The 22,019-nt window shown below is 67.3% G+C and carries 20 protein-coding genes; 5 read left to right on the top strand and 15 right to left on the bottom strand.

Features of this window, described 5'->3' with window-relative positions; all coding sequences use genetic code 11:
* Nucleotides 1–2 precede the first annotated feature (2 nt).
* The 6 genes from FHS82_RS14060 to FHS82_RS21365 all read right to left on the bottom strand — a co-directional run bounded on the left by FHS82_RS14060 (nt 3) and on the right by FHS82_RS21365 (nt 7,037).
* A complete protein-coding gene (locus tag FHS82_RS14060) occupies nt 3–1,052 on the bottom strand; it encodes an amino acid ABC transporter substrate-binding protein (protein ID WP_166953880.1) in 1,050 nt (349 codons plus the stop codon).
* A 58-nt stretch (nt 1,053–1,110) separates the two neighbouring features.
* Complete coding sequence (locus tag FHS82_RS14055) at nt 1,111–2,427, bottom strand: O-acetylhomoserine aminocarboxypropyltransferase/cysteine synthase family protein (RefSeq protein WP_166953878.1); 1,317 nt, start codon at nt 2,425–2,427, stop codon at nt 1,111–1,113.
* Between the two features lie 131 nt (nt 2,428–2,558).
* A complete protein-coding gene (locus FHS82_RS14050) occupies nt 2,559–3,917 on the bottom strand; it encodes an LLM class flavin-dependent oxidoreductase (protein WP_166953877.1) in 1,359 nt (452 codons plus the stop codon).
* A gap of 147 nt (nt 3,918–4,064) precedes the next feature.
* On the bottom strand, nt 4,065–5,249 hold the full coding sequence (locus FHS82_RS14045; protein ID WP_166953875.1) for an amidohydrolase: 1,185 nt from the start codon (nt 5,247–5,249) through the stop codon (nt 4,065–4,067).
* Between the two features lie 14 nt (nt 5,250–5,263).
* Nucleotides 5,264–5,917 carry a methionine ABC transporter permease gene (locus FHS82_RS14040; RefSeq protein ID WP_166953873.1) on the bottom strand — a complete coding sequence of 218 codons (654 nt, stop codon included), beginning with the start codon at nt 5,915–5,917 and terminating at the stop codon, nt 5,264–5,266.
* Nucleotides 5,898–7,037 carry a methionine ABC transporter ATP-binding protein gene (locus tag FHS82_RS21365; RefSeq protein WP_166953871.1) on the bottom strand — a complete coding sequence of 380 codons (1,140 nt, stop codon included), beginning with the start codon at nt 7,035–7,037 and terminating at the stop codon, nt 5,898–5,900. The genes FHS82_RS14040 and FHS82_RS21365 overlap by 20 nt, the downstream gene beginning before the upstream one ends.
* A 168-nt stretch (nt 7,038–7,205) precedes the next feature.
* On the opposite strand from FHS82_RS21365, the gene FHS82_RS14030 reads away from it, so the two are divergent.
* The 4 genes from FHS82_RS14030 (at nt 7,206) to FHS82_RS14015 (ending at nt 10,931) form a co-directional block, all read left to right on the top strand.
* Nucleotides 7,206–8,003: a MetQ/NlpA family ABC transporter substrate-binding protein gene (locus FHS82_RS14030; RefSeq protein WP_166953869.1), complete on the top strand. Its 798-nt coding sequence runs from the start codon at nt 7,206–7,208 to the stop codon at nt 8,001–8,003.
* A 226-nt stretch (nt 8,004–8,229) separates the two neighbouring features.
* Nucleotides 8,230–9,234, top strand: a complete 1,005-nt coding sequence (tauA, locus tag FHS82_RS14025) for a taurine ABC transporter substrate-binding protein (protein ID WP_166953867.1) — start codon at nt 8,230–8,232, stop codon at nt 9,232–9,234.
* 99 nt (nt 9,235–9,333) lie between these two features.
* Entirely contained in the window at nt 9,334–10,107 is a 774-nt protein-coding gene (locus tag FHS82_RS14020) for a taurine ABC transporter ATP-binding protein (RefSeq protein WP_166953865.1), read from the top strand.
* A complete protein-coding gene (locus FHS82_RS14015) occupies nt 10,104–10,931 on the top strand; it encodes an ABC transporter permease subunit (RefSeq protein ID WP_166953862.1) in 828 nt (275 codons plus the stop codon). Before FHS82_RS14020 ends, FHS82_RS14015 begins: the two co-directional genes overlap by 4 nt.
* Before the next feature lie 50 nt (nt 10,932–10,981).
* Here the strand turns inward: FHS82_RS14015 and FHS82_RS14010 are convergent, their stop codons facing one another.
* From FHS82_RS14010 to FHS82_RS13990, 5 genes are read right to left on the bottom strand one after another with little or no spacing between them, the layout of a single operon-like run.
* The gene (locus FHS82_RS14010; RefSeq protein WP_166953860.1) at nt 10,982–11,842 is read right to left on the bottom strand and encodes an amidohydrolase family protein; all 861 of its coding nucleotides are present in this window, start codon (nt 11,840–11,842) and stop codon (nt 10,982–10,984) included.
* Entirely contained in the window at nt 11,839–12,981 is a 1,143-nt protein-coding gene (ssuD, locus tag FHS82_RS14005; RefSeq protein WP_166953858.1) for an FMNH2-dependent alkanesulfonate monooxygenase, read from the bottom strand. The genes FHS82_RS14010 and ssuD overlap by 4 nt, the downstream gene beginning before the upstream one ends.
* Entirely contained in the window at nt 12,978–14,378 is a 1,401-nt protein-coding gene (locus FHS82_RS14000) for an LLM class flavin-dependent oxidoreductase (protein ID WP_208394247.1), read from the bottom strand. Before FHS82_RS14000 ends, ssuD begins: the two co-directional genes overlap by 4 nt.
* Nucleotides 14,378–15,604 (bottom strand): SfnB family sulfur acquisition oxidoreductase, encoded by a 1,227-nt coding sequence (locus tag FHS82_RS13995; protein ID WP_166953856.1) that lies wholly within the window; start codon nt 15,602–15,604, stop codon nt 14,378–14,380. Before FHS82_RS13995 ends, FHS82_RS14000 begins: the two co-directional genes overlap by 1 nt.
* An 11-nt stretch (nt 15,605–15,615) precedes the next feature.
* Nucleotides 15,616–16,878 (bottom strand): SfnB family sulfur acquisition oxidoreductase, encoded by a 1,263-nt coding sequence (locus tag FHS82_RS13990; protein WP_166953848.1) that lies wholly within the window; start codon nt 16,876–16,878, stop codon nt 15,616–15,618.
* Between the two features lie 49 nt (nt 16,879–16,927).
* Here FHS82_RS13990 and FHS82_RS13985 point away from each other — a divergent pair, with 49 nt between their 5' ends.
* On the top strand, nt 16,928–17,170 hold the full coding sequence (locus FHS82_RS13985; protein WP_166953840.1) for a hypothetical protein: 243 nt from the start codon (nt 16,928–16,930) through the stop codon (nt 17,168–17,170).
* Nucleotides 17,171–17,191: 21 nt separating this feature from the next.
* Here FHS82_RS13985 and FHS82_RS13980 read toward each other — a convergent pair whose 3' ends face one another.
* The 4 genes from FHS82_RS13980 to FHS82_RS13965 all read right to left on the bottom strand — a co-directional run bounded on the left by FHS82_RS13980 (nt 17,192) and on the right by FHS82_RS13965 (nt 21,946).
* Entirely contained in the window at nt 17,192–18,202 is a 1,011-nt protein-coding gene (locus FHS82_RS13980) for an aldo/keto reductase (RefSeq protein WP_166953951.1), read from the bottom strand.
* A gap of 130 nt (nt 18,203–18,332) precedes the next feature.
* Nucleotides 18,333–19,364 (bottom strand): LysR substrate-binding domain-containing protein, encoded by a 1,032-nt coding sequence (locus tag FHS82_RS13975; protein WP_208394245.1) that lies wholly within the window; start codon nt 19,362–19,364, stop codon nt 18,333–18,335.
* A 200-nt stretch (nt 19,365–19,564) separates the two neighbouring features.
* Nucleotides 19,565–20,602 (bottom strand): ABC transporter substrate-binding protein, encoded by a 1,038-nt coding sequence (locus FHS82_RS13970; RefSeq protein WP_166953836.1) that lies wholly within the window; start codon nt 20,600–20,602, stop codon nt 19,565–19,567.
* An 84-nt stretch (nt 20,603–20,686) separates the two neighbouring features.
* Nucleotides 20,687–21,946: an acyl-CoA dehydrogenase family protein gene (locus tag FHS82_RS13965; RefSeq protein ID WP_166953833.1), complete on the bottom strand. Its 1,260-nt coding sequence runs from the start codon at nt 21,944–21,946 to the stop codon at nt 20,687–20,689.
* Nucleotides 21,947–22,019: the final 73 nt, after the last annotated feature.

The following is a 22,019-nucleotide window of genomic DNA, read 5'->3' as shown; positions in this document are numbered from 1 at the left end:
GCTCAGCGGAACGGCGGCGAATAGAGCAGGCCCCCGTTCGTCCACAGGTTGTTGTAGCCGCGCTCCCAGCCGAGCGGCTTCAGGTGGCGGTCGAACAGCTCGCCGTAGTTGCCGAGCGTCTTGACAATGTTATAGGCCCATTTCGGATCGAGCCCGATGGCCTCGCCGACCGACGGATCGACGCCGAGGAAGCGGCGGATCGCCGGGTCTTCAGACTTCAGGAACTCGTCGACGTTCGCCGAGGTGATGCCCCATTCCTCCGCCTGGATGAGGGCGTTCACGGACCAGTTGACGAGTTCGAGCCAACGGTCGTCGCCGCCGGCGACGGCGGGTGCGAGCGGCTCCTTGGACAGACGCTCGGGCAGCAGCACGTAGTTTTCGGGATTCTTGAGCTGCTTGCGCTTGCCGACGAGGTCAGAGGAGTCCTGCGTGATCGCGTCGACGCGGCCCTCCTCCAGCGCGGCGTTGAACTGCCGCGTGTCCTCGATGGTCAGCGCCTTGAAGGACTTGCCGTGCCTGCGGAAGAAGTCGGCGATGTTGAGTTCGCCCGTCGTGCCGCTCTGCACGCCGATGGTGGCGCCTTCGAGGTCGGCGGCCTTCGTCACACCGAGATCCTTGCGTACCAGGATGCCCTGCCCGTCATAGAAGACGGTCGGGCCGAAGTGGAAGCCGAGCTTGAAGGCGCGCGTGATGGTGACGGTGACGCCCGACAGCAGGATGTCGAACTCGCCCGCCTGCAAGGCCGGCAGGCGCTGCTGGGGCGAGGAGACGGTGAACTCGATCTTGTCCTGGTTGCCGAGCGTCGCGATGGCGATGGCGCGGCCGATATCGACGAAGAAGCCTTGCCAGCGCCCGTTGCTGTCCGGCGAGAAGAAGCCCGGCGTGGTGCCCACGCCCGCCTTGATGGTACCGCGCTGGGTGATCTTGTCGAGCGTCGGTCCGGCCTGCGCCTCGGCCGACAGCAGGCCGCCCGCCACGACGAGCGACGCCGCGAGCGTGCGGCCCCAGCGTGCCGTCAGCGCCTTGTGGAAACCGCTGATTGAAAGCCCCATGATTGCCCCCTATTCACTTTCAGGAAACTGATTTCTCACTTGTGGAAAACGGAAACGCCTACACACCCGCACGGCCGAGCGCCTGGGCGAGATCGGCGAGAATGTCGTCGGGATGTTCGATGCCGACCGCGAGCCGCACGTAGCCCGGCGAGACGCCTGTCCGGAGCTGGTCCTCCGCCGAGAGCTGCGAATGGGTCGTCGTGGCGGGATGGATGGCGAGCGAACGCGCGTCGCCAATGTTGGCGACATGGTAAAAGAGCCGTAGCGCATCGATGAAGCGCCGGCCCGCCTCCACGCCGCCCGCGAGTTCGAAGCCGACGAGCGCGCCGTAGCCGCCCCGGAGATATGCCTGCGCACGCCGCCCGTCCTCGCCGGTCTGGAACGCGGGGAAGATGACGCGCGTCACCTCCGCCCGCTCCTTCAGGAACTCGGCGACCTTGACGGCATTCTCGTTGTGCTGGCGGACGCGCAGCGGCAGTGTCTCCAGCCCCTGGATGAACAGGAAGGCATTGAAGGGCGAGATCGCCGCGCCGACGTCGCGCAGCAGCACCGTGCGGGCGCGCAACACATAGGCCACCGGCCCCAGCGGCTTCGCCTTCTCGATCCAGACCGCGCCGTGATAGCTCGGGTCCGGCTCGCTCAGGGTGGGGAAACGGTCCTTGTGATCTTCCCACGGGAAGTTGCCGCCGTCGACGATGACCCCGCCGATGGAGGTGCCATGGCCCCCGATGTACTTGGTCGCCGAATAGACGACGATCGCGGCGCCGTGCTCCAGCGGCCGGATCGTCAGCGGCGCCGCCGTGTTGTCGACGATCAGCGGCACGCCGAGTTCGCGACCGATGGCCGCGACTTCCGCGATCGGGAACACCTGCAGTTTGGGATTGGGCAGGGATTCGGCATAGTAGGCGCGGGTGCGGCCGTTCGTGGCGCGGCGGAAATTTTCCGGGTCCGCCGGATCGACAAACCGCACCTCGACGCCGAAATGCCGGAGGGTGGAGGCGAACAGCGCCCACGTGCCGCCGTAGAGATCGGTGGAGCTGACGATGTTGTCGCCCGCGCCCGCAACGTTCAGCACGGAATAGGCCGAGGCCGCCTGGCCGGAGGCGACGGCAAGCGCCGCCGCGCCGCCCTCCAGCGCCGCGATGCGTTGCTCGAACGCATCCTGCGTGGGGTTGGAGACGCGGGTATAAAGGTGGCCGATTTCCTCAAGCGCGAAAAGGCGCTCCGCGTGGTCGGTGTCGATGAACTGATAGGACGTCGTCTGGTAGATCGGTACGGCGACCGCGCCGGTCGCCGGATCGGCGCGATAGGTTCCGCCGTGCAGCGCGAGGGTCTCGGGCCGCTTGATGTCTGATGGCTTGACGTCTGATGACATGGGTCGTTTCCTCTATATCGGCTTCCTGACGTGAAGCAGGGCAACGGAGGGCCATTATCGCGGAGAAAGGCGCGGGGGGAAGCCCCGCTTGCCGATTTCAACCGGCGGAGAAGCGCTCCCGCCCCGGACGATCACGCAGTCTCGCGCACGGGAAAGCTGAACCGGCTTTCGGGCCGCGGCAGGCCATAGTGCTCGCGCAGCGTCGTGCCGGTATATTCCTCGCGGAACAGTCCCCGCCTGCGCAGGATCGGAACCACCTCCTGGGCGAAGATATCGAAGCCGCCCGTCAGCCACGGCGGCATCACGTTGAAACCGTCCGCAGCACCGTTCTCGAACCACGTCTGGATATTATCCGCGATCTGCTCCGGCGTGCCAACCGCCACCCAGTGTCCCCGCGCTCCCGCCAGACGATGCGTCAACTGGCGGATAGTCGGGTTTTCGCGCTCGATGATGTCCACCACCACCTTGAAGCGGCTGGCGACCGTTCGCTCACCCTCGGCCGGGATGATCTCGCGCGGGAAGGGCGCGTCGATGTCGTAGCCGCTGACGTCCACGCCGAGCAGCCTGCTCAGCAGGCCGAGCGAATAGGCGGGCTGGGTGAGTTCGTTGAACTCGTCATAAAGAGCGCGCGCCTGCGCCTCGGTCGCGCCGATGAAGGGGCTGATGCCTGGCAGCACCTTGACGTGATCGGGATTGCGGCCGAGGGAGCGCGCCTGCGTCTTGATGTCCTTGTAGAACTCCTGCGCGTTGGAGAGCGTCTGGTGCGCGGTGAAGATCGCCTCCGCGTATTGCGCGGCAAAGGCGCGCCCGTCCGCCGACGAGCCGGCCTGCACGTAGACCGGGCGTCCCTGCGGGGTGCGCGGCGAGTTGAACGGTCCCCGCACGTTGAAATAGCGGCCGATGTGGTCGATGGTGTGGATCTTGTCCGTATCTGCGAAGACGCCGGAGGCGCGATCGGCGACGATGGCGCCATCCTCCCAGCTGTCCCACAGCTTGCCGATCACCTCGACGAACTCGCGCGCGCGGCTGTAGCGCTCCGAATGGGCCGGGTGGCTGGCGAGGCCGAAGTTGGCCGCGGCCTGCTCGGCGCCGGTCGTGACGATGTTCCAGCCCGCGCGCCCCTTGCTGATGTGGTCCAGCGAGGCAAAAAGCCGCGCCAGATTGTACGGCTCGTAATAGGTGGTGGAGGCGGTGGCGATCAGGCCGATGCGCTGCGTCGCCGCGGCGATCGCGGACAGCCAGGTCAGCGGTTCCAGCCGGAAGCGGCTGGCATACCTGATATTGTCGGCGAGCGCCGGGCCGTCGGCGAAGAAAATGCCGTCGAACTTCGCGGCCTCCGCCTGGCGGGCGAGGTCGATGTAGTAACCGATATCCAGCAGGTGTTCGAGATCGGAATCCTTGTACCGCCACGCGGCTTCGTGATGGCCGCCGGGATAGATGAACAGGTTCAGATTAAGTTGGCGCCGCGCGGAAGTTTGTTGATCCGACATAAGTTTTTCCACCATTCGAACGACCGGAAGGCGCGCCGCCACGCAACCGTGGCGCGGGCAGCGGCGACCGCATGCCGGGCAGCATGGAAGAGCGGCCCGGCCCTGTCAATATACACTCTATATATTTTATAGAAAATAAGTGCTGGCTCATGCTTCCGGCGGCAGGCGGTCCTGGACGAGACGGGCGAACAGCGCCGCGCCCACGGGCAAGATGCCGTCGTCGAGGACGAAGCGCGGACTGTGCAGGGGAATATCGCCATGGTGCCCGAGGGAGAAGAACGCACCTGGCACATGGGTGAGATATTCGGAGAAATCCTCGCTGCCCATGCTCGGCCGCCAGTCCGTGCTCACGTTGGCATCGCCGACGACGGCGCGGGCGGCCGCGGCAACGGCGTCGGCCTGTTCGGCGGCGTTGACGAGGGGCGTCACGGCGTCGCGGATATCAACCTCGACACGCACGTCGTGCGCCAGCGCCACGCCCTCCGCCACGGCGCGGATGCGTTGGGCGATGCGCTTCTTCAGCGCGCCGTCGAGCGTGCGCACCGTGCCCCGCAGGTGCACGGTTTCAGGGATGATGTTGTAGGCGGTGTTGGAATTGATCGCCGTCACCGACAGCACCGCCGCCTCGCGCGGCGGCGTGTGCCGGCTGATGATGCCCTGCAGCGCGGTGATCAGCCCGGCGGAGGCCACGATCGGGTCGCGCGCAGCATGCGGATGAGCGGCATGGCCGCCGCTGCCCCGCACGACGATATCGAAGAAATCCGCCCCGGCCTGCACCGGCCCCGGCGACACATGGACATGCCCGTGCGGCGTGATGGTGGAATTGTGCAGACCGTAGATCTCGTCGACCGGAAAACGCCCGAACAGGCCGTCGTCGATCATCGCCCGCGCGCCGCCGAGGCCTTCCTCGGCGGGCTGGAACACGAACACCACGGTGCCGTCGAACTGCCGCGTCGCGGCCAGATAGCGCGCCGCCGCGAGCAGGATCGCCGTGTGCCCGTCATGCCCGCAGCCATGGAAGCGGCCGGCGCTCTCCGATGCGAACGGCAGGCCGGTTTCCTCGTGCAGGGGCAGCGCGTCCATGTCCGCCCTCAGGCCGACGCTGCGGTTGCCGCCGTTGCCCGCGCGCAGCACGCCGACGACGCCGGTGCGGCCGACACCGCGATGCACCTCGATGCCCCATTCGGCCAGCTTGGCCGCGACGATGCCGGCCGTGCGCACTTCCTCGAAGCCGAGTTCGGGATGCCTGTGCAGATCATGGCGGATGGCGACGATCTCGTCGTTGAAGGCTGCGATTTCATCGGGGATCGCGATCCCGCCCTGTTCCGGCATGATGTCTCCCGTCCTCAGCGCTTGTTGAGCCGGTGGGCGAACCAGTCGCCCGTTCCCTGCACGATCATTACGATAGCGATCAGCACCGCGATGACAAGCAGCATCACCGTGGTCTCGAACCGCTGGTAGCCATAGCGGATGGCGAGATCGCCGAGGCCGCCCGCGCCCACCGCCCCGGCCATGGCGGACGAGGAGATGAGCGAGACGAGCGTGATGGTGAAGCCCGCCACGACGCCGGGCAGCGCCTCCGGAACGAGCACGCTCGTGATGATCTGCAGGCGGCTGGCGCCCATGGCCTGCGCCGCTTCCACGAGGCCCCTGTCCACCTCGCGCAGGCTCACCTCCGCGATGCGGGCGAAGAATGGAATGGCCGCGATGCTGAGCGGCACGATCGCCGCCCAGATACCGATGGTCGTGCCCACGATCAACCGCGTGAACGGAATCAGCGCCACCAGCAGAATGATGAACGGCGTAGAGCGGAAGCCGTTGACGACAGCGCCCAGCACCTGGTTGAGGCGCGGCGCCTCGAACACGCCGCCGGGCCCGGTCGTCACCAGCACGACGGCGAGCGGGCCGCCGACGAGAAGCGTGACGAGTCCGGAAACGCCTACCATCAGCAGCGTTTCCCACACGGCGTTGAGAAAGAGATTAAAGAGCGCCGTCGACATAGCCGATGATCTCCGCGCGTGGGGGAAGGGTGTTGAGCCGGGCGAGCGCCTGCGCCGCCTGCTGCGGGGCGACGGCGGGCGCGGCGATCAGCAGCCGCCCCTGCGCATGCCCCTGAATGCGGTCGAGCGAGCCATGCAGCAGCCGCGCCCCTTCGCCGAGCACGCCGAACAGACCGCCCAGATCGGGCTCTCCCGCCTCCGCGCCGGTGTAGGTGACGGCAAATACCGGCACCGTCCGCTCACCCGGCAGGGGCACGATGCGGCCGGACAGGTCGTCCGGCAGTTCGTCGGCGTGGGGCTTGAGCAAGGCGCGCGTCGCTTCCTCGCGCGGATCGCCGAACACCTGCCAGACCGGGCCGATCTCGACGATCTCGCCCTTCTCGATCACAGCCACCCTGTCGCAGATGTGGCGGATCGCCTCCATCTCGTGGGTGATCAGGATGACGGTCAGGCCGAGCCGCCGGTTGATGTCCTTCAGCAGGTCCAGAATGGACAGGGTGGTTTCGGGGTCGAGCGCCGAGGTGGCCTCGTCGCACAGCAGGATGGCGGGGTGGCGCGCCAGGGCACGGGCGATGCCGACACGCTGCTTCTGCCCGCCGGACAGCTCGCGCGGATAGCGGCCGCGCTTGTCGGAAAGGCCGACGAGCGCCAGCAGTTCCGCGACGCGCCCGGCCTCCTCGGCGCGGGAGGCGCCTGCGAGACGAAGAGGCAGGCCGACGTTGCGCTCCACGGTTTTCGAGGAGAGCAGGTTGAAGTGCTGGAAGATCATGCCGATGTCGCGGCGCAGCCGCGCCAGCTCGCCGATGGAGAGGCTGCCCACGTCGGCGCGCTCCCCGGCGGCATTTTCCACCAGCACCCGCCCGGCGGTGGGCTTCTCCAGCCCGTTGACCGTGCGAATCAGCGTCGACTTGCCCGCGCCCGAGCGGCCGATGACGCCAAAAATCTCGCCCGGCTCCACCGTGAAGCCGATGCCGCGCAGCGCCGAAACTTGTCCGCCCGGCGTATCGAACGCCTTGCCGACGTTCTCGAACGTCACCCGCCCGCCATGTCGCGGACGGGCGGCGCGCGCGGCGGCCGCATCCCCGTCCGGCGTGTGCGGCCGCACCGCATAAATCGTCATGTGTATGAATGTCCCTTCCCGTCGAAACGAGTTGACATATATTCTATAGAATTTATATGATCAATAGAAACAATGCTTGCTGTGCGCATATCGCGGCGGGCACGTGCGGATTTTGAATCGGGCGGCGCCGCCGGGGTGGCATGCGCCGGCCTGTCAGGAGTTTCTGTCATGAAGCGTTGGTTTCTTTCGGCCCTCGCGGCCCTCGCGCTCGCTGCCAGCCCGGCGCTGACCCAGCAGGCGGCGGCGCAGGAGAAGGTCAAGGTCGGCATCTCCGCGGGCGACGCGGAGATCATCTGGGAAGAGGTCAAGAAGATCGCCGCCAAGGACGGGCTCGACGTCGAGGTCGTCGTGTTCAGCGACTACCTGCTGCCGAACGCCGCGCTCGACGCAGGCGATCTCGACGCCAACGCCTTCCAGCACAAGCCCTTTCTCGACAACCAGATAAAGACCAAGGGCTACAAGATCACCCCGGTCGGCGACACCATCATCGCCCCGATCGGCCTCTATTCCAGAAAGGTGAAATCGCTCGACGAGCTGAAGGACGGCGCGGTCATCGGCATCCAGAACGATCCCTCCAACGGCGGGCGTTCGCTGCTGCTGCTGCAGTCGCTCGGCCTCATCAAGCTGAAGGACGGCGTCGGCCTGCTGCCGACCGTTCTCGACATCACCGAGAACAAGAAGAACCTCAAGATCCGCGAGATCGACGCCGCGCAGTTGCCGCGCAGCCTCGACGACACCGACGCCTCGACCATCAATACCAACTATGCCGTGCAGGCCGGCCTGACGCCGGGCAAGGACTCGATCGCCATCGAATCCGACAAGAACAACCCCTACGCCAACTTCATCGCCGTGCGTACCGTGGACAAGGACAAGCCGGTGTTCAAGAAGCTGGTCGCCGCTTATCAGAACGACACCATCCGCCAGCTCATCAGGGACAAGTTCCCCGGTCAGCTCCCGGCGTTCTGATTCCAGATGGACGGCCCTCGTCCCGGGGCCGCCCTCCCCCGCGCCTCGTGCGCGTCTCTCCCGAGCGAAAAGGAGCCCGGCGGTTCGCTGCCGGGCTCATTCATTGTAAATATCATGATATTTCAGTGGATTTTATAATTAGACATTTTATATGGAATTAATTGACATTATCCGTTTCCCGTGCGCTAAATCGTTCATTGTTTCAGGATTGGTAATGGGGGTTCCAATGGCTGTTTCCCGGCGTATTCTGCTTGCAACGGCGGCTGCCTTCTCGTTGGCCGCTTCCACGGGCGTTTCGTTCGCCGCCGACAAGCTCGTGATCGGCTATCAGACGACCGTGGACCTCGCGAAGGTTCCGCAAGCGGAGGGGCTTTACGAGAAGGCGGTCGGCCTGCCTGTCGAGTGGCGCAAGTTCGACGCCGGCGCGGACGTGATTGCCGCCATCGCCTCGGGCGACGTGCAGATCGGTCTCGTGGGTTCGAGCCCGCTGACGGCGGCTGCGTCCAGCAAGGTGCCGTTCCAGACCATCTTCATCTCCGGCCTGCTCGGCGATGCGGAAGCACTCGTCGTCTCCGACAAGTCGGGCATCAAGGAGCCGAAAGACCTCGTCGGCAAGAAGATCGCCGTGCCCTTCGTCTCCACGGGCCATTACAGCCTGCTGGCGGCGCTGAAGCACTGGAACATCGACCCGAAGCAGGTGCAGATCCTCAACCTGCGCCCGCCGGAAATCATCGCCGCCTGGGAGCGCGGCGACATCGACGCCACCTACGTCTGGGATCCGGCGCTCGGCAGGGCGAAGGCCAGCGGCACCGTGCTCGCCTCCTCCAGGCAGGTGGGGGAATGGGGGGCGCCGACCTTCGACGCCTGGATCGCCCGCAACGATTTCATCGAGAAGCATCCCGAGGCCGTGAAGCAGTTCGTGAAGCTCACGGGCGAGGCCCATGCCGCCTACCGCAAGAATCCGGCGGCGTGGACCGCTTCCTCTAAGGAGGTGCAGGACATCGCCCGCCTCACCGGCGGCAAGGCGGAGGACGTGCCCGGCATCCTCGCGGGCAATGAACTGCCCACGCTGGAGGAGCAGGCCTCCGCCGAGCTGCTCGGCGGCGGGCTCGCCAAGGCGATAGCCGACACCGCCCGCTTCCTGAAGGAGCAGAACAAGATACCTGCCGCCCTGCCCGATTACACGCCCTACATCACGAACCGCTTCGTGAAAGAGGCGGCGGGCTCGTAACGCGGCGCGCATCGCGGACCGTCTTCCGTGGTCCCCGGGCGCACCGCCGCCCGGGGATCGCGCATCCTGTCGCCGGACCGCATTTCGAGGGAGAGAACCATGTCACGGCTGTCGCTTCAGGACGTGAGCGTCCGCTACGGCAACGCGCCGCCGGTGATCGCGAACCTGTCCCTCACTTTCGGTGCGCGGGATTTCGTCACCGTGCTCGGTCCGTCGGGATCGGGCAAGACGACGCTGCTGAAACTGGCGGCGGGGTTCCTGCAGCCGACCGGCGGGCAGGTGCTGGTCAACGGCGAACAGATCACCGGCCCGGGTGCGGACAGGGGCGTCGTCTTTCAGGATGACGCGCTGCTGCCATGGTTCGACGCCCTTGAGAATACCGCCCTTTCCCTGAAGCTGCGCGGGGTTCCGGCACGCGAATACCGGCCGCGGGCCCAGGCTGTCCTGGCGCGCCTCGGCCTTGCCGGCTTCGAACGTCGCAAGATATGGGAGCTGTCCGGCGGGCAGCGCCAGCGTGTCGGCCTTGCCCGGGCGCTGATGGCGGAGCCGCATTTCCTGCTGATGGACGAGCCTTTCGGCGCGCTCGACGCCCTCACCCGCGCGCAGATGCATGAGGTCGTGCTGGACCTCTGGCAGCGGCTCGGTCCCGGCATCCTGTTCATCACCCACGATGTCGAGGAAGCGCTGCTGCTCGGCACCCGGCTCGTCGTGCTGGCCGCGCGGCCCGGGCGTGTGGCGCAGGAATTCGGCATCGATTTCGGCACACGCCTCGCCCGCGGGGAAACCCTGCGGTCCGTGCGCAGCGACCCTGCTTTCGTCGACCTGCGCGAGCGGGTTCTGGACCTTGTCTTCACGCGGGAGGCAGCCGCATGAGTTCGGCGACCGATTATCTCGAACCGGATGTGACGGCGGGAGCGCCGGCCGGCGGGCGGCGTCTCAGGGTGGCCCATCTGTCCGCCGCTACACTGCTCGTCCTGCTCGCCATCTGGTGGGCGGTGACGGCGAGCGGCATGATCGCGCCGCTGTTTCTGCCCCCTCCGGCAGCGGTGTTCGAGCGTTTCATCGCCGTTCTTACCGAAGGCTACGTCGATTCAACGCTGCTGGAACATCTCGGCGCAAGCCTTGCGCGAGTGTTCGCGGCGCTGTTCTTCTCGGCGGCGATCGCCATTCCCGTCGGCTTCGCCATCGCGCTCAGCCCCGTCGGCCGGGGAATACTCGATCCGCTGCTGGAGCTGCTGCGGCCCATTCCGCCGCTCGCCTATCTGCCGCTCGTCATCATCTGGTTCGGCATCGGCGAAGTGTCGAAGGTGCTGGTCATCGGCGTCGCCATGCTGGCACCCATCGCCCTGTCCACGGCGGCGGGCGTCCGCTCCGTCGCGCCGGACAGGCTGGACGCGGCGCGGTCGCTGGGGGCCACGCGCGCGCAATTGCTGCGCTATGTCATCTTCCCCAGCGCCCTGCCCGAGATCGTCACCGGCATCCGCATCGCGCTCGGCGCGGGCTGGACGACGCTTGTCGCCGCCGAACTCGTGGCCGCGACACGCGGTCTCGGCTTCATGATCCAGTCCGCCGCCCAGTTTCTGGTGACGGATGTCGTCATCATGGGCATCCTCGTCATCGCCGCCGTGGCCTTCCTGCTCGAAGCCGTGGTCCGTGTGCTGGAGAAGATATTCGTTCCCTGGCGTGGCAGGCTATAGCGCTTGAGGAACGAAGGGTGCCGCGCGGGGCCGCCGCGCGGCTTCTCGCTTCAGCCGACCTTGAGGAGGCGCGCGGCGTTGCCGTAGAGCAGCTTCTCGACGACCCCCTCCCGGAAGCCGAGGGCAAGGAAGTCATCGACGGTCTGGCGGATCGGCCGGAAGGGATAGGACGACCCGAACAGGAACTGGTCCGCCAGAAAGCTGTTGGCCGCCTCGACATAAGCCTGCGTGCCGGGCTGGAACAGATACATGTCCGGCACGAGATGCACGTTGTCGTAGCGGAAGGCGACGCCGATCGCCTGCTGCACGTTGGGCCAGTAGCCGTGATAGACGACGATGGGCAGCGATGGAAACGCCTGCGCCACGCGGGCGAGCGGCGAGGGATCGTTGTAGCGCGGGTCCGGCGTTGTCGGGCCGCTCATCAGGAAGACCGGTACGCCGAGATGGGCGGCAAGCTCATAGACCGGGAAATAGACCGGATCGTCGGGATGGCGCGGCGGCTCGCCGAAACCGGGTTCGAGGTCGATGCCCGCGAGCCCGAGCACCTTCACCGCGCGCTCAGCCTCCTCCAGCGCGCCGCGCTCGCCCTGCAGCACCGGATCGACGGCGCCGATGCCGATGAGTTCGTCGCCGCCCGAGACGATCGCGTGGATGCGGTCGTTGGGCAAATGTTGCGCCGGCGTATGCCGCCCCACCACGACGGCCTTCGCGAGCCCGGCCTCCCGCACCTCCGCGAGGAAGCCTTCGGGCGTGCGCGAGCGGACGAAGTGAGAATCGTCGCCGCGCGTGCCGACCCGCCGGTTCAGCCAGCGGGCTGTCTCGTAGGCGGCGGTGCCGGGGGTCGCGCCGAAGAAGTCGTGCAGGTAGGCCGGCCGGCAGCGCATATCGATGACGGGATGCGACGCGCTCATGCCGACGCCCTCTGCTTCGGCTCGCTCGCGCGGATATCGAAGGCCCCGCCGGTCAGCGCCTGATCGCGGACCGTCACGGGCTGCTTGCCGGGCAGGTAGGGGAAAGCGAGTTCGGCGAAGCGGATCGCTTCCTCCAGATGCGGATAGCCGGAGAGCACGAAGGTGTCGACGCCGAGATCGGCATACTCCTTGAGCCGCTCGACGACGGTCTGCCCGTCGCCCACCAGCGCCGTGCCCGCCCCCCCGCGCACGAGGCCGACGCCCGCCCACAGATTCGGGCTCACTTCCAGCCTGTCGCGCCGCCCGCTGTGCAGGGCGGCCATCCGCCTCTGCCCTTCCGAATCCATGCGGGAATAGTTCTCCTGCGCGAGGCGGATGTCCTCGTCCGTGAGCTTGCTGATGAGACGGTCGGCATCCGCCCACGCCTCCGCGGCGGTCTCGCGCACGATGACGTGCAGCCGCACGCCGAAACGTACCGTCCGCCCGTACTTTTCGGCGCGCCGGCGCACGTCGGCGATCTTCTCCGCCACCGCCGCCGGCGGTTCGCCCCACGTCAGATAGGCGTCGACATGCCTGGCCGCGAGTTCGTGAGCGGCGGGCGACGAGCCGCCGAAATAGAGCGGCGGATAGGGCTGCTGCACCGCCGGGTGGAAATTGCGCGCGCCCTCGACCTTGATGTGATCGCCGGCGAAATCGACCGTCTCGCCCTGCAACAGCCGCCGCCAGACGCCGAGGAACTCGTCGGCCGCCTCGTAGCGCGTGTCGTGATCGTAGAACACGCCGTCGGCCGCGAGTTCCTTGGCGTCGCCGCCCGGTACCACGTTGAGCAGCAGGCGGCCGCCCAGCGCCTCGTCGAGCGCCGCCGCCTGCCGGGCGGAGGCGGTGGGGCCGCTCAGCGAGGTGCGTAGCGCCACCAGCAGCTTGATGCGGCTGGTCACAGGCACCAGGCTCGATGCCGTCACCCACGGGTCGAGGCAGCTCGATCCGGTGGGGATGAGCAGTCCGTCGTAGCCGAGGTTCTCGGCGGTGACGGCGATCTGCCGCAGATAGGCGTTGGTCGGCTTGCGGCCGAAGTCGGACTTGCCGAGATAGCGGGTGTCGCCGGAGGTCGGCAGGAACCAGAAAATTTCAAGACTCATGATGATGCTCCCGAAGCTTCCGCCGAAGGAAGGCGATAGGCGTTGAAACGATAGGCGCCGGCGGCATGGCGCGCGGGCAGCCTGTTGCCCTCGCCGAAAATCCGGTTGCGCAGCGAGCCTTCCGCGTAGGCCGTCTTGTAGAGGCCGCGCTCCTGCAGTTCCGGCACCACGATGTCGATGAAGTCTTCATAGGTCTCGGGCGTGACGACGCGCGAGAGGTTGAAGCCATCGATCTCGCCCTCGTCGATCCAGCGCGCGAGTTCGTCGGCAACGGTGACGGCGTCGCCGACGATCACCGGATGGCGCCCGCCAAGCCCCAGTTGGCCAAGAAGCTGCCGCCGCGTCCAGCCGCGCTTCCGCGCCAGTTGCGTCGCAGACTGAATGGCATTCGACGGCCCGTAGGCGACCGGCTCATCGGGATCGTAACGGGAAAAGTCGATGCCGGTGCTCGCCGCGAAATGCGCGAGGCCCGCCTCGGGATTGGCATGGCGCACATAGTCCGCCAGCTTCTCCCGCGCCGCCGCGCTGCTGCGGTCGGGCACCACGGCGATACCGACGAATATCTTGATGTCATCCGGCTTTCTGCCGTACGCCACTGCAAGTTCCCGCAAGCTGCGGGCGGTCTCGCGCGCCACCGTCGTGTTGGGCGCGGAGATGAACACGCATTCGGCGTGGCGCGCGGCGAACTGCTTGCCGCGTCCGGACGTCCCGGCCTGATACAACACCGGTGTGCGCTGGACGGAGGGCTCGCTCAGGTGATAGCCGTGCGACCTGTAGAAGCGGCCGTCGTGGGCAACGGGCCGCACCTTCGCGGGATCGGTGAAGACGCGCGCTGCCCGGTCGCGGTGCACGGCATCGTCCGCCCAGCTTCCCTCCCACAGCTTGTAGAGCAGATCCAGATACTCGTCCGCCCGGTCGTAGCGTGTGTCGTGCTCGGTCAGCGCCTCCTGCCCCACGGCGCGGGCAGCGCTGTCGAGATAGCCGGTGACGATGTTCCAGCCGACGCGCCCGCCCGTGAGATGATCGAGCGTCGAGAAACGGCGGGCAAAGGTGTAGGGGTGCTCCGTATTGACGTTGACGGTAATGCCGAAGCCGAGGTGTTCCGTCACCGCCGCCATGCCGGAGACCAGCACCGTCGGGTCGTTGACCGGCAACTGGATCGCCTCCCGTGCCGTCAGATCGATGCCGCCCTGGTAGATGTCGTAGACGCCTGTGATATCGGCGATGAAGATGCCGTCGAACAGCCCCCGCTCCAGCGTCCGGGCGAGCGACGTCCAATAGCCGAGGGTCTTGTAGTCGGCCGAGGTATCGCGCGGGTGCGTCCACAAGCCGTGGTTGATGTGCCCGACGCAGTTCATGTTGAAGGCATTGAGCAGGATTTGCTTTTTCACCGTCATCACAGGGCTCCGTGGCGCGGCGGGCGTTTGCCGTTCAGGTAGAAGTTGCCGACCGCGTGATACTTCCACCGCACCGGATCGTGCAGGGTATGGGTGCGGACGTTGCGCCAGTAGCGGTCGAGGTTGTCCTGCGCGAAGGTGGCGGAGGTGCCCGTCAGTTCGAACAGCCTGTTGGCGGCAAGAAGTCCGGCGGTGGTGGTGAGCACCCGTGCTTCCGCCACGGCGACGGAGGCGCGCGCCACGCTGTCCTCGTCCGGCGCCCCCTGCGCGGCATCGACCGCCTCGCCCGCCCGCTCCAGCAACGCCTCGGCCGCCGTCAGCCTCAGCCAGACATCGCCGAGCCGTTCCAGCAGCAGCGGATCGTCCGCGGCGCGCTCCACCTTCGCGTCGATCCAGGGGCGGGAACGCTCGCGAATGAAGGGCAGCATCTCGCGATACGCGCCCCAGCCGATGCCGAGATCGATGGCCGCGTGCAGGATCTGGGCGAAGGGGCCGATCGTCGTCGGCCGCTCAAAGGAGGCGAGAAACGGCACCACCCATTCGGGCTTCACCGCCACGCGCTCGAAGACGACCGAGCCGCTGCCCGTGACGCGCTGGCCGAAGCCGTCCCAGTCGTCGACGATGGTCACGCCCTCGGCCGTGCGGGGCACGAAGACGAGATAGGTGACCTCCCGGCCATCCTCCTGCGCCACGGTCAGCGTCGGGATCCAATGGGCGAAGATCGCGCCGGTGCAGTAGAATTTGCGGCCGTCCACATACCAGCCGGCGGGGTCGCGCACCAGTCGCGTGCGGCGTTTGAAGTCGCGCGCACCGATTTCCGCCAGCGCATTGCCGAAGCGCTCGCCAGCCAGCACGCGCCCGTTGAAGAACGCCTGCTGTTCCGCCGTGCCGCCGATGCGCAGCACCTCCAGCGCATAGTAGTGGTTCTGCGGAATCTGCGCCAGCGAACCGTCGCCGCTCGCCAGCGTGGCGACGGTTTTTGCCAGCGTCACCGTAGAAACGCCCGGCCCGCCATATTCCCTCGGCACCGTGATGCCCCACAGGCCGCTGGCGGTATACTCGGGCAGGATGTCCCATGGCAGCAGGCGGTCGCGGTCGCGCAGGGAGGCATCGCGCGTGAAGGCGTCGGCGAATGTGCGCGCCACGTCGAGCGCCTGCGCGTCGTCGCGGATGACAGCCGGGCGCACGGCGGGCGCAGGCGCCGGGGAAAGGGCAGCGATACTCATGGCAATCCCTCTCAGTTCCACTGATGGCGCGCGGGCAGCACGCCGTTCAGCACGTAGTTGCCGAGCAGGTGGTATTTCCATCGCACCGGATCGTGCAGCGTGTGCACGCGGGCGTTGCGCCAGTAGCGGTCCAGATTGTGCACGGCGCGCGTGGAGGCGGAGCCGGCGAGTTCGTGCAGCTTCTCGCTGGCCGCAAGGGCGATTTCGGTGGTCAGGATCTTCGCCTGCGCCACGGCGACGGAGGCGCGCGCGCTCGACTCGGCCGTCACCGGCGCGCGCGCCACCTCGTCGAGCACCCGGCCCGCCTTGCGCAGCACCGCCTGCGCCGCGTGCAGGTCGATCTTCAGGCGGCCGACATCGTGAATGATGTAGAGGTCGTCGGACGCGCGTTCCACGCCTGCATCCGTCCACGGGCGCGCGTGGTCGCGCACGAAGGCGATGGCTTCATCGATGGCGCCGGCTGCGATGCCGGAATCGATGGCCGCCTGGATGAGCTGCGACACCGGCCCGGCAAGCCCCGGCTGCCCGGTGAACGACCAGACCGGAATGATCTGCCCGGGATCGTCGATGGCGACGTCGTCGAACACGACGGAGCCGCTCGCGGTGGTTCGCTGGCCGAACGACGCCCAGTCGTCGATCACCCGCACCCCTTTCGCGTCATACGGCACCCACACCTGTACGGGCCGCTCCTCGTCGTCGAAGGCGCGCGTCGGAATCCAGTGCGCGAAGATGGCGCCCGTCGAATAGAAGCGATGCCCGGTGAGACGCAATCCTTCCGGCGTGCCGCGCAGGCGCGTGCCGGAGTGTGTGATGGGCCGGCGGCCGAGTTCCGGCCCCGCGTTGCCGATGCGGTAGCCATTCAGCACGTCGCCGTAGAAGCGCCGCTTCTGCTCCGGCGACCCCGCGTCGCGCAGCAGGGCCAGCACGCCGAAATGATTCTGCGGAACCTGGCCCGCCGACGAGTCGGCCGCGCACAGGATCTCGAACACCTCCGCCAGCGTGGCATAGGATACATCGGCACCGCCGTATTCGCGCGGCACCGTGATGCCGCCAAGTCCGCTCGCGGTGAAGGCCTCGATTTCCGCCCACGGCAGCAGCCGCTCCCGATCGCGCGCGGCGGCCCCCGCCGCGAACTGCCCTGCAAGCCCGCGCGCGGCGGCGATGGCTTCCGCGTCGCTATCGATACGGTGCGGTCGCTGCGGCGCGGACGGGCGCTGGCGCGCCGCCGGATTCTCGTTACCGGAGGCAGGTTGCGGATCGGCTATGTCTGTCATCTGCGGGCTTTTCCAATGTGATCGAGACGCCCCGGATTCGGGGGCGGCAATGAGCGTGGCGCCGTTCCGGCCCACGCTCATTGTCGAAGATCATATTTTCTATAAAAATAATCAATTTTACAAGCTGGAAGACGCACACCGCCCTGCCTGCGGCGGGATGGCACAATTTTGCTTCGCGGCTGACGAAGAATATCTTTCCGTGGCGCCCGCAGGCCGCGCGTCACACTTGCCGGAAGCGAACGCAGGAAGCCGCCTTCCGGTCGGCGAAACCGGAAGGCGGCATGTCGGGTGACCGGCTTTCCGGAAAACCGGATCAGCCTGCGTACGGCCGGCGGCCGAAGAAGAAATGCGCCGGATCGTTGAAGCCGGGCGTGGACGAGTGGCCGGGGGCGACGAGTTCGTTGACCAGCGCCTCGTCCTCCGGCGTAAACCTGTATTCGAGCGCGGGCAGGTAGTCGTCCCACTGCGCCTCGGTGCGCGGGCCGACGATGGGGGCGGTGATGAGCCGGTTGTTGAGCACCCAGGCCAGCGCGAACTGGCCGGGAGAAATGCCGCGCGACTTGACGTGCTCGCCGATGCGCTGGGCGATGTTCAGCGATTCCGGCCGCCATTCCGTTTGCAGGATGCGCTTGTCCTGACGCCCGGCGCGCGTGCCCGCCTCCGGCTCCGCGCCCGGCGCGTATTTAGCCGTCAGCACGCCGCGCGCCAGCGGGCTGTAGGGCACGACGCCGAGCCCGTAGTAGTCGGCGGCATCGAGGTGCTCGAACTCGATCTGGCGGTTGGCGAGGTTGTAGAGCGGCTGGGAGGCGATGGGCCGATCGAGCCCGAGCTGATCGGCCACCCGACTGAATTCGGCGATTTTCCAGGCGCGGTGGTTGGAGAGGCCGTAGTAGCGGATCTTGCCCTCGGAAATCAGGTCGCCGAGCGTGCGGATCGTTTCCGCGACATTCGTCTCATGGTCCTCGCGATGCAGGTAGTAGATGTCGATGTAGTCGGTGCCGAGCCGCTTCAGGCTGCCCTCCACCGCACGGCGGATATACTTGCGCGAGGCGCCCTGGCTGTTCGCGTCGAGCCCGCGCGGGCTCGCGAACTTGGTTGCCAGCACCCAGCTATCGCGCTTCTCGCGGATGGCGTTGCCGACCACGACCTCCGACTGGTAATTCGCGTAGCCATCCGCCGTGTCGATGAAGTTGAAACCCTGATCGAACGCCTTGTCGATGATGCGCCGCGACGTGGTCTCATCGGTCTCGCCTCCGAACATCATGGTGCCGAGGGCGAGCGGCGATACGCGCAGGCCGTTGCGGCCCAGCGTGCGATACTGGATGGACATGAACGAGCGTTTCCTTTGTCAGATCGGCAGGATGGGCGGACGGCCGGGCGCCCGCATCGGAGAAGCGTTTGATAGCGCTATATATCTATTACGTCTATAGACAAAATTTTAAATGCCCGCAACGTCATTCCGCCGCAATGGCGGGCGTGTCGGCATGCGCGCCGGACGCGGGATAGGGGCCATCGGGCGGCCAGCGGTCAACATCCGTCCGTGCCGCGCGCGTCTCGGACAGCAGCCAGTGCCGGAACTGGCGCACCTGCGGCGACTTCGCCTTCAGGGGCGTCGCCGCGAAGAAGTAGAAGAAATCCACCGGCTGCGGTTCACCGAAGGGAACGACGAGCCGGCCGGACAGCAGGTCGGCCTCCGCGAGCCGCAGCTTGGCCAGGCCCACGCCCTGCCCCGCCACCGCCGCGTCCAGCACCAGCGACGACTGGCTCAGCGTGATGCCGCTTTCGGCCAGGTGAATCGGCAGCCCGAACAGGCGCAACCACGCCCCCCAGTCCGGGCAGGCGGGATCGGGAGACGGCCCCTGCTCGTGCAGCAGTGGCGCGCCGGCGAGCGCCGGCGGGTTCCCCGACAGCCCATGGCGCTGTGCGAACGCAGGGCTGCACACGGGCACGACTGCCTCGCCGAACAGCCGGTCCACGACGAGGCCGGAGACGTTACCCGCGCCGTAGCCGATGATGCAATCGGCGTCGTCCCTGAACAGGTCGACCCCGCGCGAGCACACGTCCACCTGCACGTCGAGCCGCGGCCCGGCCGCCTGCAGGGTGGCGAGGCGCGGCGCCAGCCACTTCCCGGCGAAGGACGATGGCGCGACGATGCGGATCGGCGCGCGCCCGGGCTCTTCCGCAAGGGCAGACAACGTTTCGAGCAGCGTATCGAAGGCGGACGTCAGGCCCGGCATCAGGGCGCGCCCGGCGGTCGTGAGCTGCAGGCCGCCACGGTTGCGCACGAACAGCGCATGGCCGAGGTGCTCCTCCAGCAAGCGGATTTGCTGGCCGACGGCGGCGGAAGTCACGTGCAGCTCATCGGCCGCGCCGGTGAAATTGAGATGGCGCGCCGTGGCCACGAACGCGCGCAGGGCCGTTAACGGAGGCAAACGCGCCAATGTTGGAGACGGTTGTCTTGATCTTGCCCGCGTGTCGATGTTCATCGCAGTGGTATCGGCTCTTCAAACAATCACGCCCTCACGGGCGACCTGAAGAACGGATCGCCGCCGCCCGCCCCGCGGACGGCCGCCCGTTATCCGTGCAGGGCGCCCATCCCACCCTCGGAGGAAGAATGAGACAGGCGCACCGGCCTGTCAATATTTAATTGATAAATTCTATGGATTTTAAGTTTTTTAGTTTCCCGTCAGGCGGCGGCGCGGCGGGTGGCGGCTTCGAGCGGCCGGGGATCGACCCACTCGCCGATGTCGAAATCGCCCGCGAGGAAGCCCCACTCCAGCAGGAAGTCCTTGTAGGCACCCACAGCCGCGATCAGCCCGGGTTCCAGGCTCAACCCCAGATGGTGATGCAGGTCCGGGCCGTTGGCGACGAGCACCTGCTCCTCGGTGGCGCCGGCCTCGCGCGCGACGAAGCGGCGGGTATCATCCGGATGGGCCTTCGCCCATTCGCTCGCGCGGAAAATGGCCTCGATCAGCCGCGCGACGAGGTCCGGCCGCTTTTCCGCCAGCAACTCGTCGACGGTCAGCAGGCGCGGCGAGCCGGAATTGACGCGGATGTTCGGATCGGAATGGAAGCCGAAATCCGCGACGAGCACAGCCCCGATGAGGTTGGCGACAGCGATGCCCGGCGTGCCCTTGACGAAGATAGCGTCGATCTCACCCCGGATGAGGGCCGCGATCTCCTCGCCGTGCGGCGGCCGGCGCCGCAGGCCGAACAGGGAGGCGTCGCCGAACTTGTCGAGCACGCTGTCCCGCACGGCGACATCGACGATCTCGACATCCCGGTGCGAAAGCCCTTCGAGCGACAGCGCAGAGACGAGCCCCTTCAGCGCGGTGGCGCGATGAAAGTCGACGATGCCCTCCGGGCGCCGGGCGATGCCGAAACGCCGGCCCTTCAGGTCGCTGACAGACCGGATGCCCGTTTGCGGCAGCGTGATGACGGCCTGGAACTCGTCGGTCCACGTGATGCCGACGAGCCGCGTCTTCCGGCCTTCCGAGCGCGCGCGGATCGGCGGAACGTTGCCGCCGTGGCGGAACGACCAGTTCAGGGTATGGTTGAAATGGCTCTGGCGGATGGCGGGGTCCGGCGAATCGATAATCGAGCGCAGTGCGATACCCTCGGCGGCAAAGGTTTCTTCGAGATAGCCGAGCTGCGCCGCGAGGCCGACGGGCGTCGGCACCGGACAGCGCGTGTACCAGATTTCGGACAGTTTTTCGTCGCTCATGATGGCTGCTCCTGGAATGCTATCCGATCAGACGGAACTGTCCGGCCGATGAGAATTCACTCGAAAACGCTATGGGTGTCCCGGTCAGAAGACCTTGCCCTCGCGCAGATGTGTCGTGGTTCCGTTGAGGTAGTAGTCGCCGACCACGCGCGCCTTGTGCAGCAGCGGATTGTGGCTGAAGACGGTGCGGATGTTGCGCCAGTGCCGGTCGAAGTTGTACTTGCTCGACGTGGTCGAGGCCCCGCCCAGATCGAATATCTGTTCCGCCGCCCGCAGGGCGAGGCGCGACGCGACGATCTGCGTGCGCGAGGTCGTGAGCGCGCTCTCCACCAGCGCCGCGTCGAGCACCGCCTCGTCACCGGCCGCGAACGCCGCCGCCGACCTGTCGAGCGCCCGGGCGCTTTCCGCCACCAGCGCGTCGACGGCGAAGGACGCGGCAGCGATCTCGCCGACCAGTTCCTGGATGAAATGATCCTCGCGCGCCGACGCCGCCGGGCTGTGCGCAGCCGGGCGCGCATGGTCGCGCACGTAGGCGATGCCCTCGTTCAGCACCGCCCGTACCGCGCCGGCGGCGGAGGCGGCGAGATGAAGCTGGCGTAGGGTCGACGTATGGCGGCCGATGCGGCCGTCAAGCGCACGCGCCGAGATTTCGTCCTCGAACACCTCGACGTCGTCGAGCAGCACGCCGCCGCTCGCCGTCAGGCGCTGGCCCATGCCGTCCCAGTCGTCGAGCACCGCGATGCCGGCCCGGCCGACGGGGATGAGAACGCTGACCACCTCGTCGGCATCGTTTTTGGCACTGAAGGTCGCGTAGTCCGCGAAGGCGGTGCCGGTCGCATACCATTTGCGCCCGTTCAGCCGCCAGCCGGCCGGCGTGCTGGTGAGCCGCGTCGTGACGTCGCCGGGGCGCGCCGTGCCCAGCTCCGTATGCGCACCGGCGAACAGCTTGCCGGCGAGCACCTCGTCGAGATAGCGGCGCGCCTTGCCCCCCTCGGGATCGAGCGCCAGCGTCTCGGTGAAATTGAAGTGCGAGCGCAGGGAATGGGCGACGTTGGAATCCGCCGCCGCCAGCCGCGCGATGACATCGATGTAGTTCTCGACCGTGCCTCCCGGCCCGCCGAGCGCCGCGGGAATGCGCAGCGTGCCGATGCCCGCCTCCCTGATCAGCCGGAACGCCTCGAACGGCAGTTCGCGGGTCTGGTCCCGCCGTGCCGCGCCCTTCGCGATTTCCGCCGCGAGCGCGGGCACCCGGGCCAGGATATCGGCCACGCGCGGCGGAGATGCGGACGCGGCGCCGGCGGGCGGGAGAGAGGCGATGTCGACGGCAATTGGCGAGGAGATCATGGTACTGTCTTCATGGTTTGCGCCCGGAAGCGTTCGCGCCGGCAAGCGCCTGTGGTGAAAAAGCGGAACGGCG

This window comes from Pseudochelatococcus lubricantis, from assembly GCF_011762225.1.
In the GTDB taxonomy this organism is placed as follows: domain Bacteria; phylum Pseudomonadota; class Alphaproteobacteria; order Rhizobiales; family Beijerinckiaceae; genus Pseudochelatococcus; species Pseudochelatococcus lubricantis.
The sequence above is the reverse complement of the archived record's forward strand: the minus strand, read 5'-3'. Positions and strand labels throughout refer to the sequence as shown.

What these genes read in the sequence shown, in the direction of transcription:
- FHS82_RS14060 (WP_166953880.1), bottom strand. Translation starts at nt 1,052, where the DNA reads ATGGGGCTTTCAATCAGCGGTTTCCACAAGGCGCTGACGGCACGCTGG.
- FHS82_RS14055 (WP_166953878.1), bottom strand. Translation starts at nt 2,427, where the DNA reads ATGTCATCAGACGTCAAGCCATCAGACATCAAGCGGCCCGAGACCCTC.
- FHS82_RS14050 (WP_166953877.1), bottom strand. Translation starts at nt 3,917, where the DNA reads ATGTCGGATCAACAAACTTCCGCGCGGCGCCAACTTAATCTGAACCTG.
- FHS82_RS14045 (WP_166953875.1), bottom strand. Translation starts at nt 5,249, where the DNA reads ATGCCGGAACAGGGCGGGATCGCGATCCCCGATGAAATCGCAGCCTTC.
- FHS82_RS14040 (WP_166953873.1), bottom strand. Translation starts at nt 5,917, where the DNA reads ATGTCGACGGCGCTCTTTAATCTCTTTCTCAACGCCGTGTGGGAAACG.
- FHS82_RS21365 (WP_166953871.1), bottom strand. Translation starts at nt 7,037, where the DNA reads ATGACGATTTATGCGGTGCGGCCGCACACGCCGGACGGGGATGCGGCC.
- FHS82_RS14030 (WP_166953869.1), top strand. Translation starts at nt 7,206, where the DNA reads ATGAAGCGTTGGTTTCTTTCGGCCCTCGCGGCCCTCGCGCTCGCTGCC.
- tauA (WP_166953867.1), top strand. Translation starts at nt 8,230, where the DNA reads ATGGCTGTTTCCCGGCGTATTCTGCTTGCAACGGCGGCTGCCTTCTCG.
- FHS82_RS14020 (WP_166953865.1), top strand. Translation starts at nt 9,334, where the DNA reads ATGTCACGGCTGTCGCTTCAGGACGTGAGCGTCCGCTACGGCAACGCG.
- FHS82_RS14015 (WP_166953862.1), top strand. Translation starts at nt 10,104, where the DNA reads ATGAGTTCGGCGACCGATTATCTCGAACCGGATGTGACGGCGGGAGCG.
- FHS82_RS14010 (WP_166953860.1), bottom strand. Translation starts at nt 11,842, where the DNA reads ATGAGCGCGTCGCATCCCGTCATCGATATGCGCTGCCGGCCGGCCTAC.
- ssuD (WP_166953858.1), bottom strand. Translation starts at nt 12,981, where the DNA reads ATGAGTCTTGAAATTTTCTGGTTCCTGCCGACCTCCGGCGACACCCGC.
- FHS82_RS14000 (WP_208394247.1), bottom strand. Translation starts at nt 14,378, where the DNA reads ATGACGGTGAAAAAGCAAATCCTGCTCAATGCCTTCAACATGAACTGC.
- FHS82_RS13995 (WP_166953856.1), bottom strand. Translation starts at nt 15,604, where the DNA reads ATGAGTATCGCTGCCCTTTCCCCGGCGCCTGCGCCCGCCGTGCGCCCG.
- FHS82_RS13990 (WP_166953848.1), bottom strand. Translation starts at nt 16,878, where the DNA reads ATGACAGACATAGCCGATCCGCAACCTGCCTCCGGTAACGAGAATCCG.
- FHS82_RS13985 (WP_166953840.1), top strand. Translation starts at nt 16,928, where the DNA reads ATGAGCGTGGCGCCGTTCCGGCCCACGCTCATTGTCGAAGATCATATT.
- FHS82_RS13975 (WP_208394245.1), bottom strand. Translation starts at nt 19,364, where the DNA reads ATGAACATCGACACGCGGGCAAGATCAAGACAACCGTCTCCAACATTG.
- FHS82_RS13970 (WP_166953836.1), bottom strand. Translation starts at nt 20,602, where the DNA reads ATGAGCGACGAAAAACTGTCCGAAATCTGGTACACGCGCTGTCCGGTG.
- FHS82_RS13965 (WP_166953833.1), bottom strand. Translation starts at nt 21,946, where the DNA reads ATGATCTCCTCGCCAATTGCCGTCGACATCGCCTCTCTCCCGCCCGCC.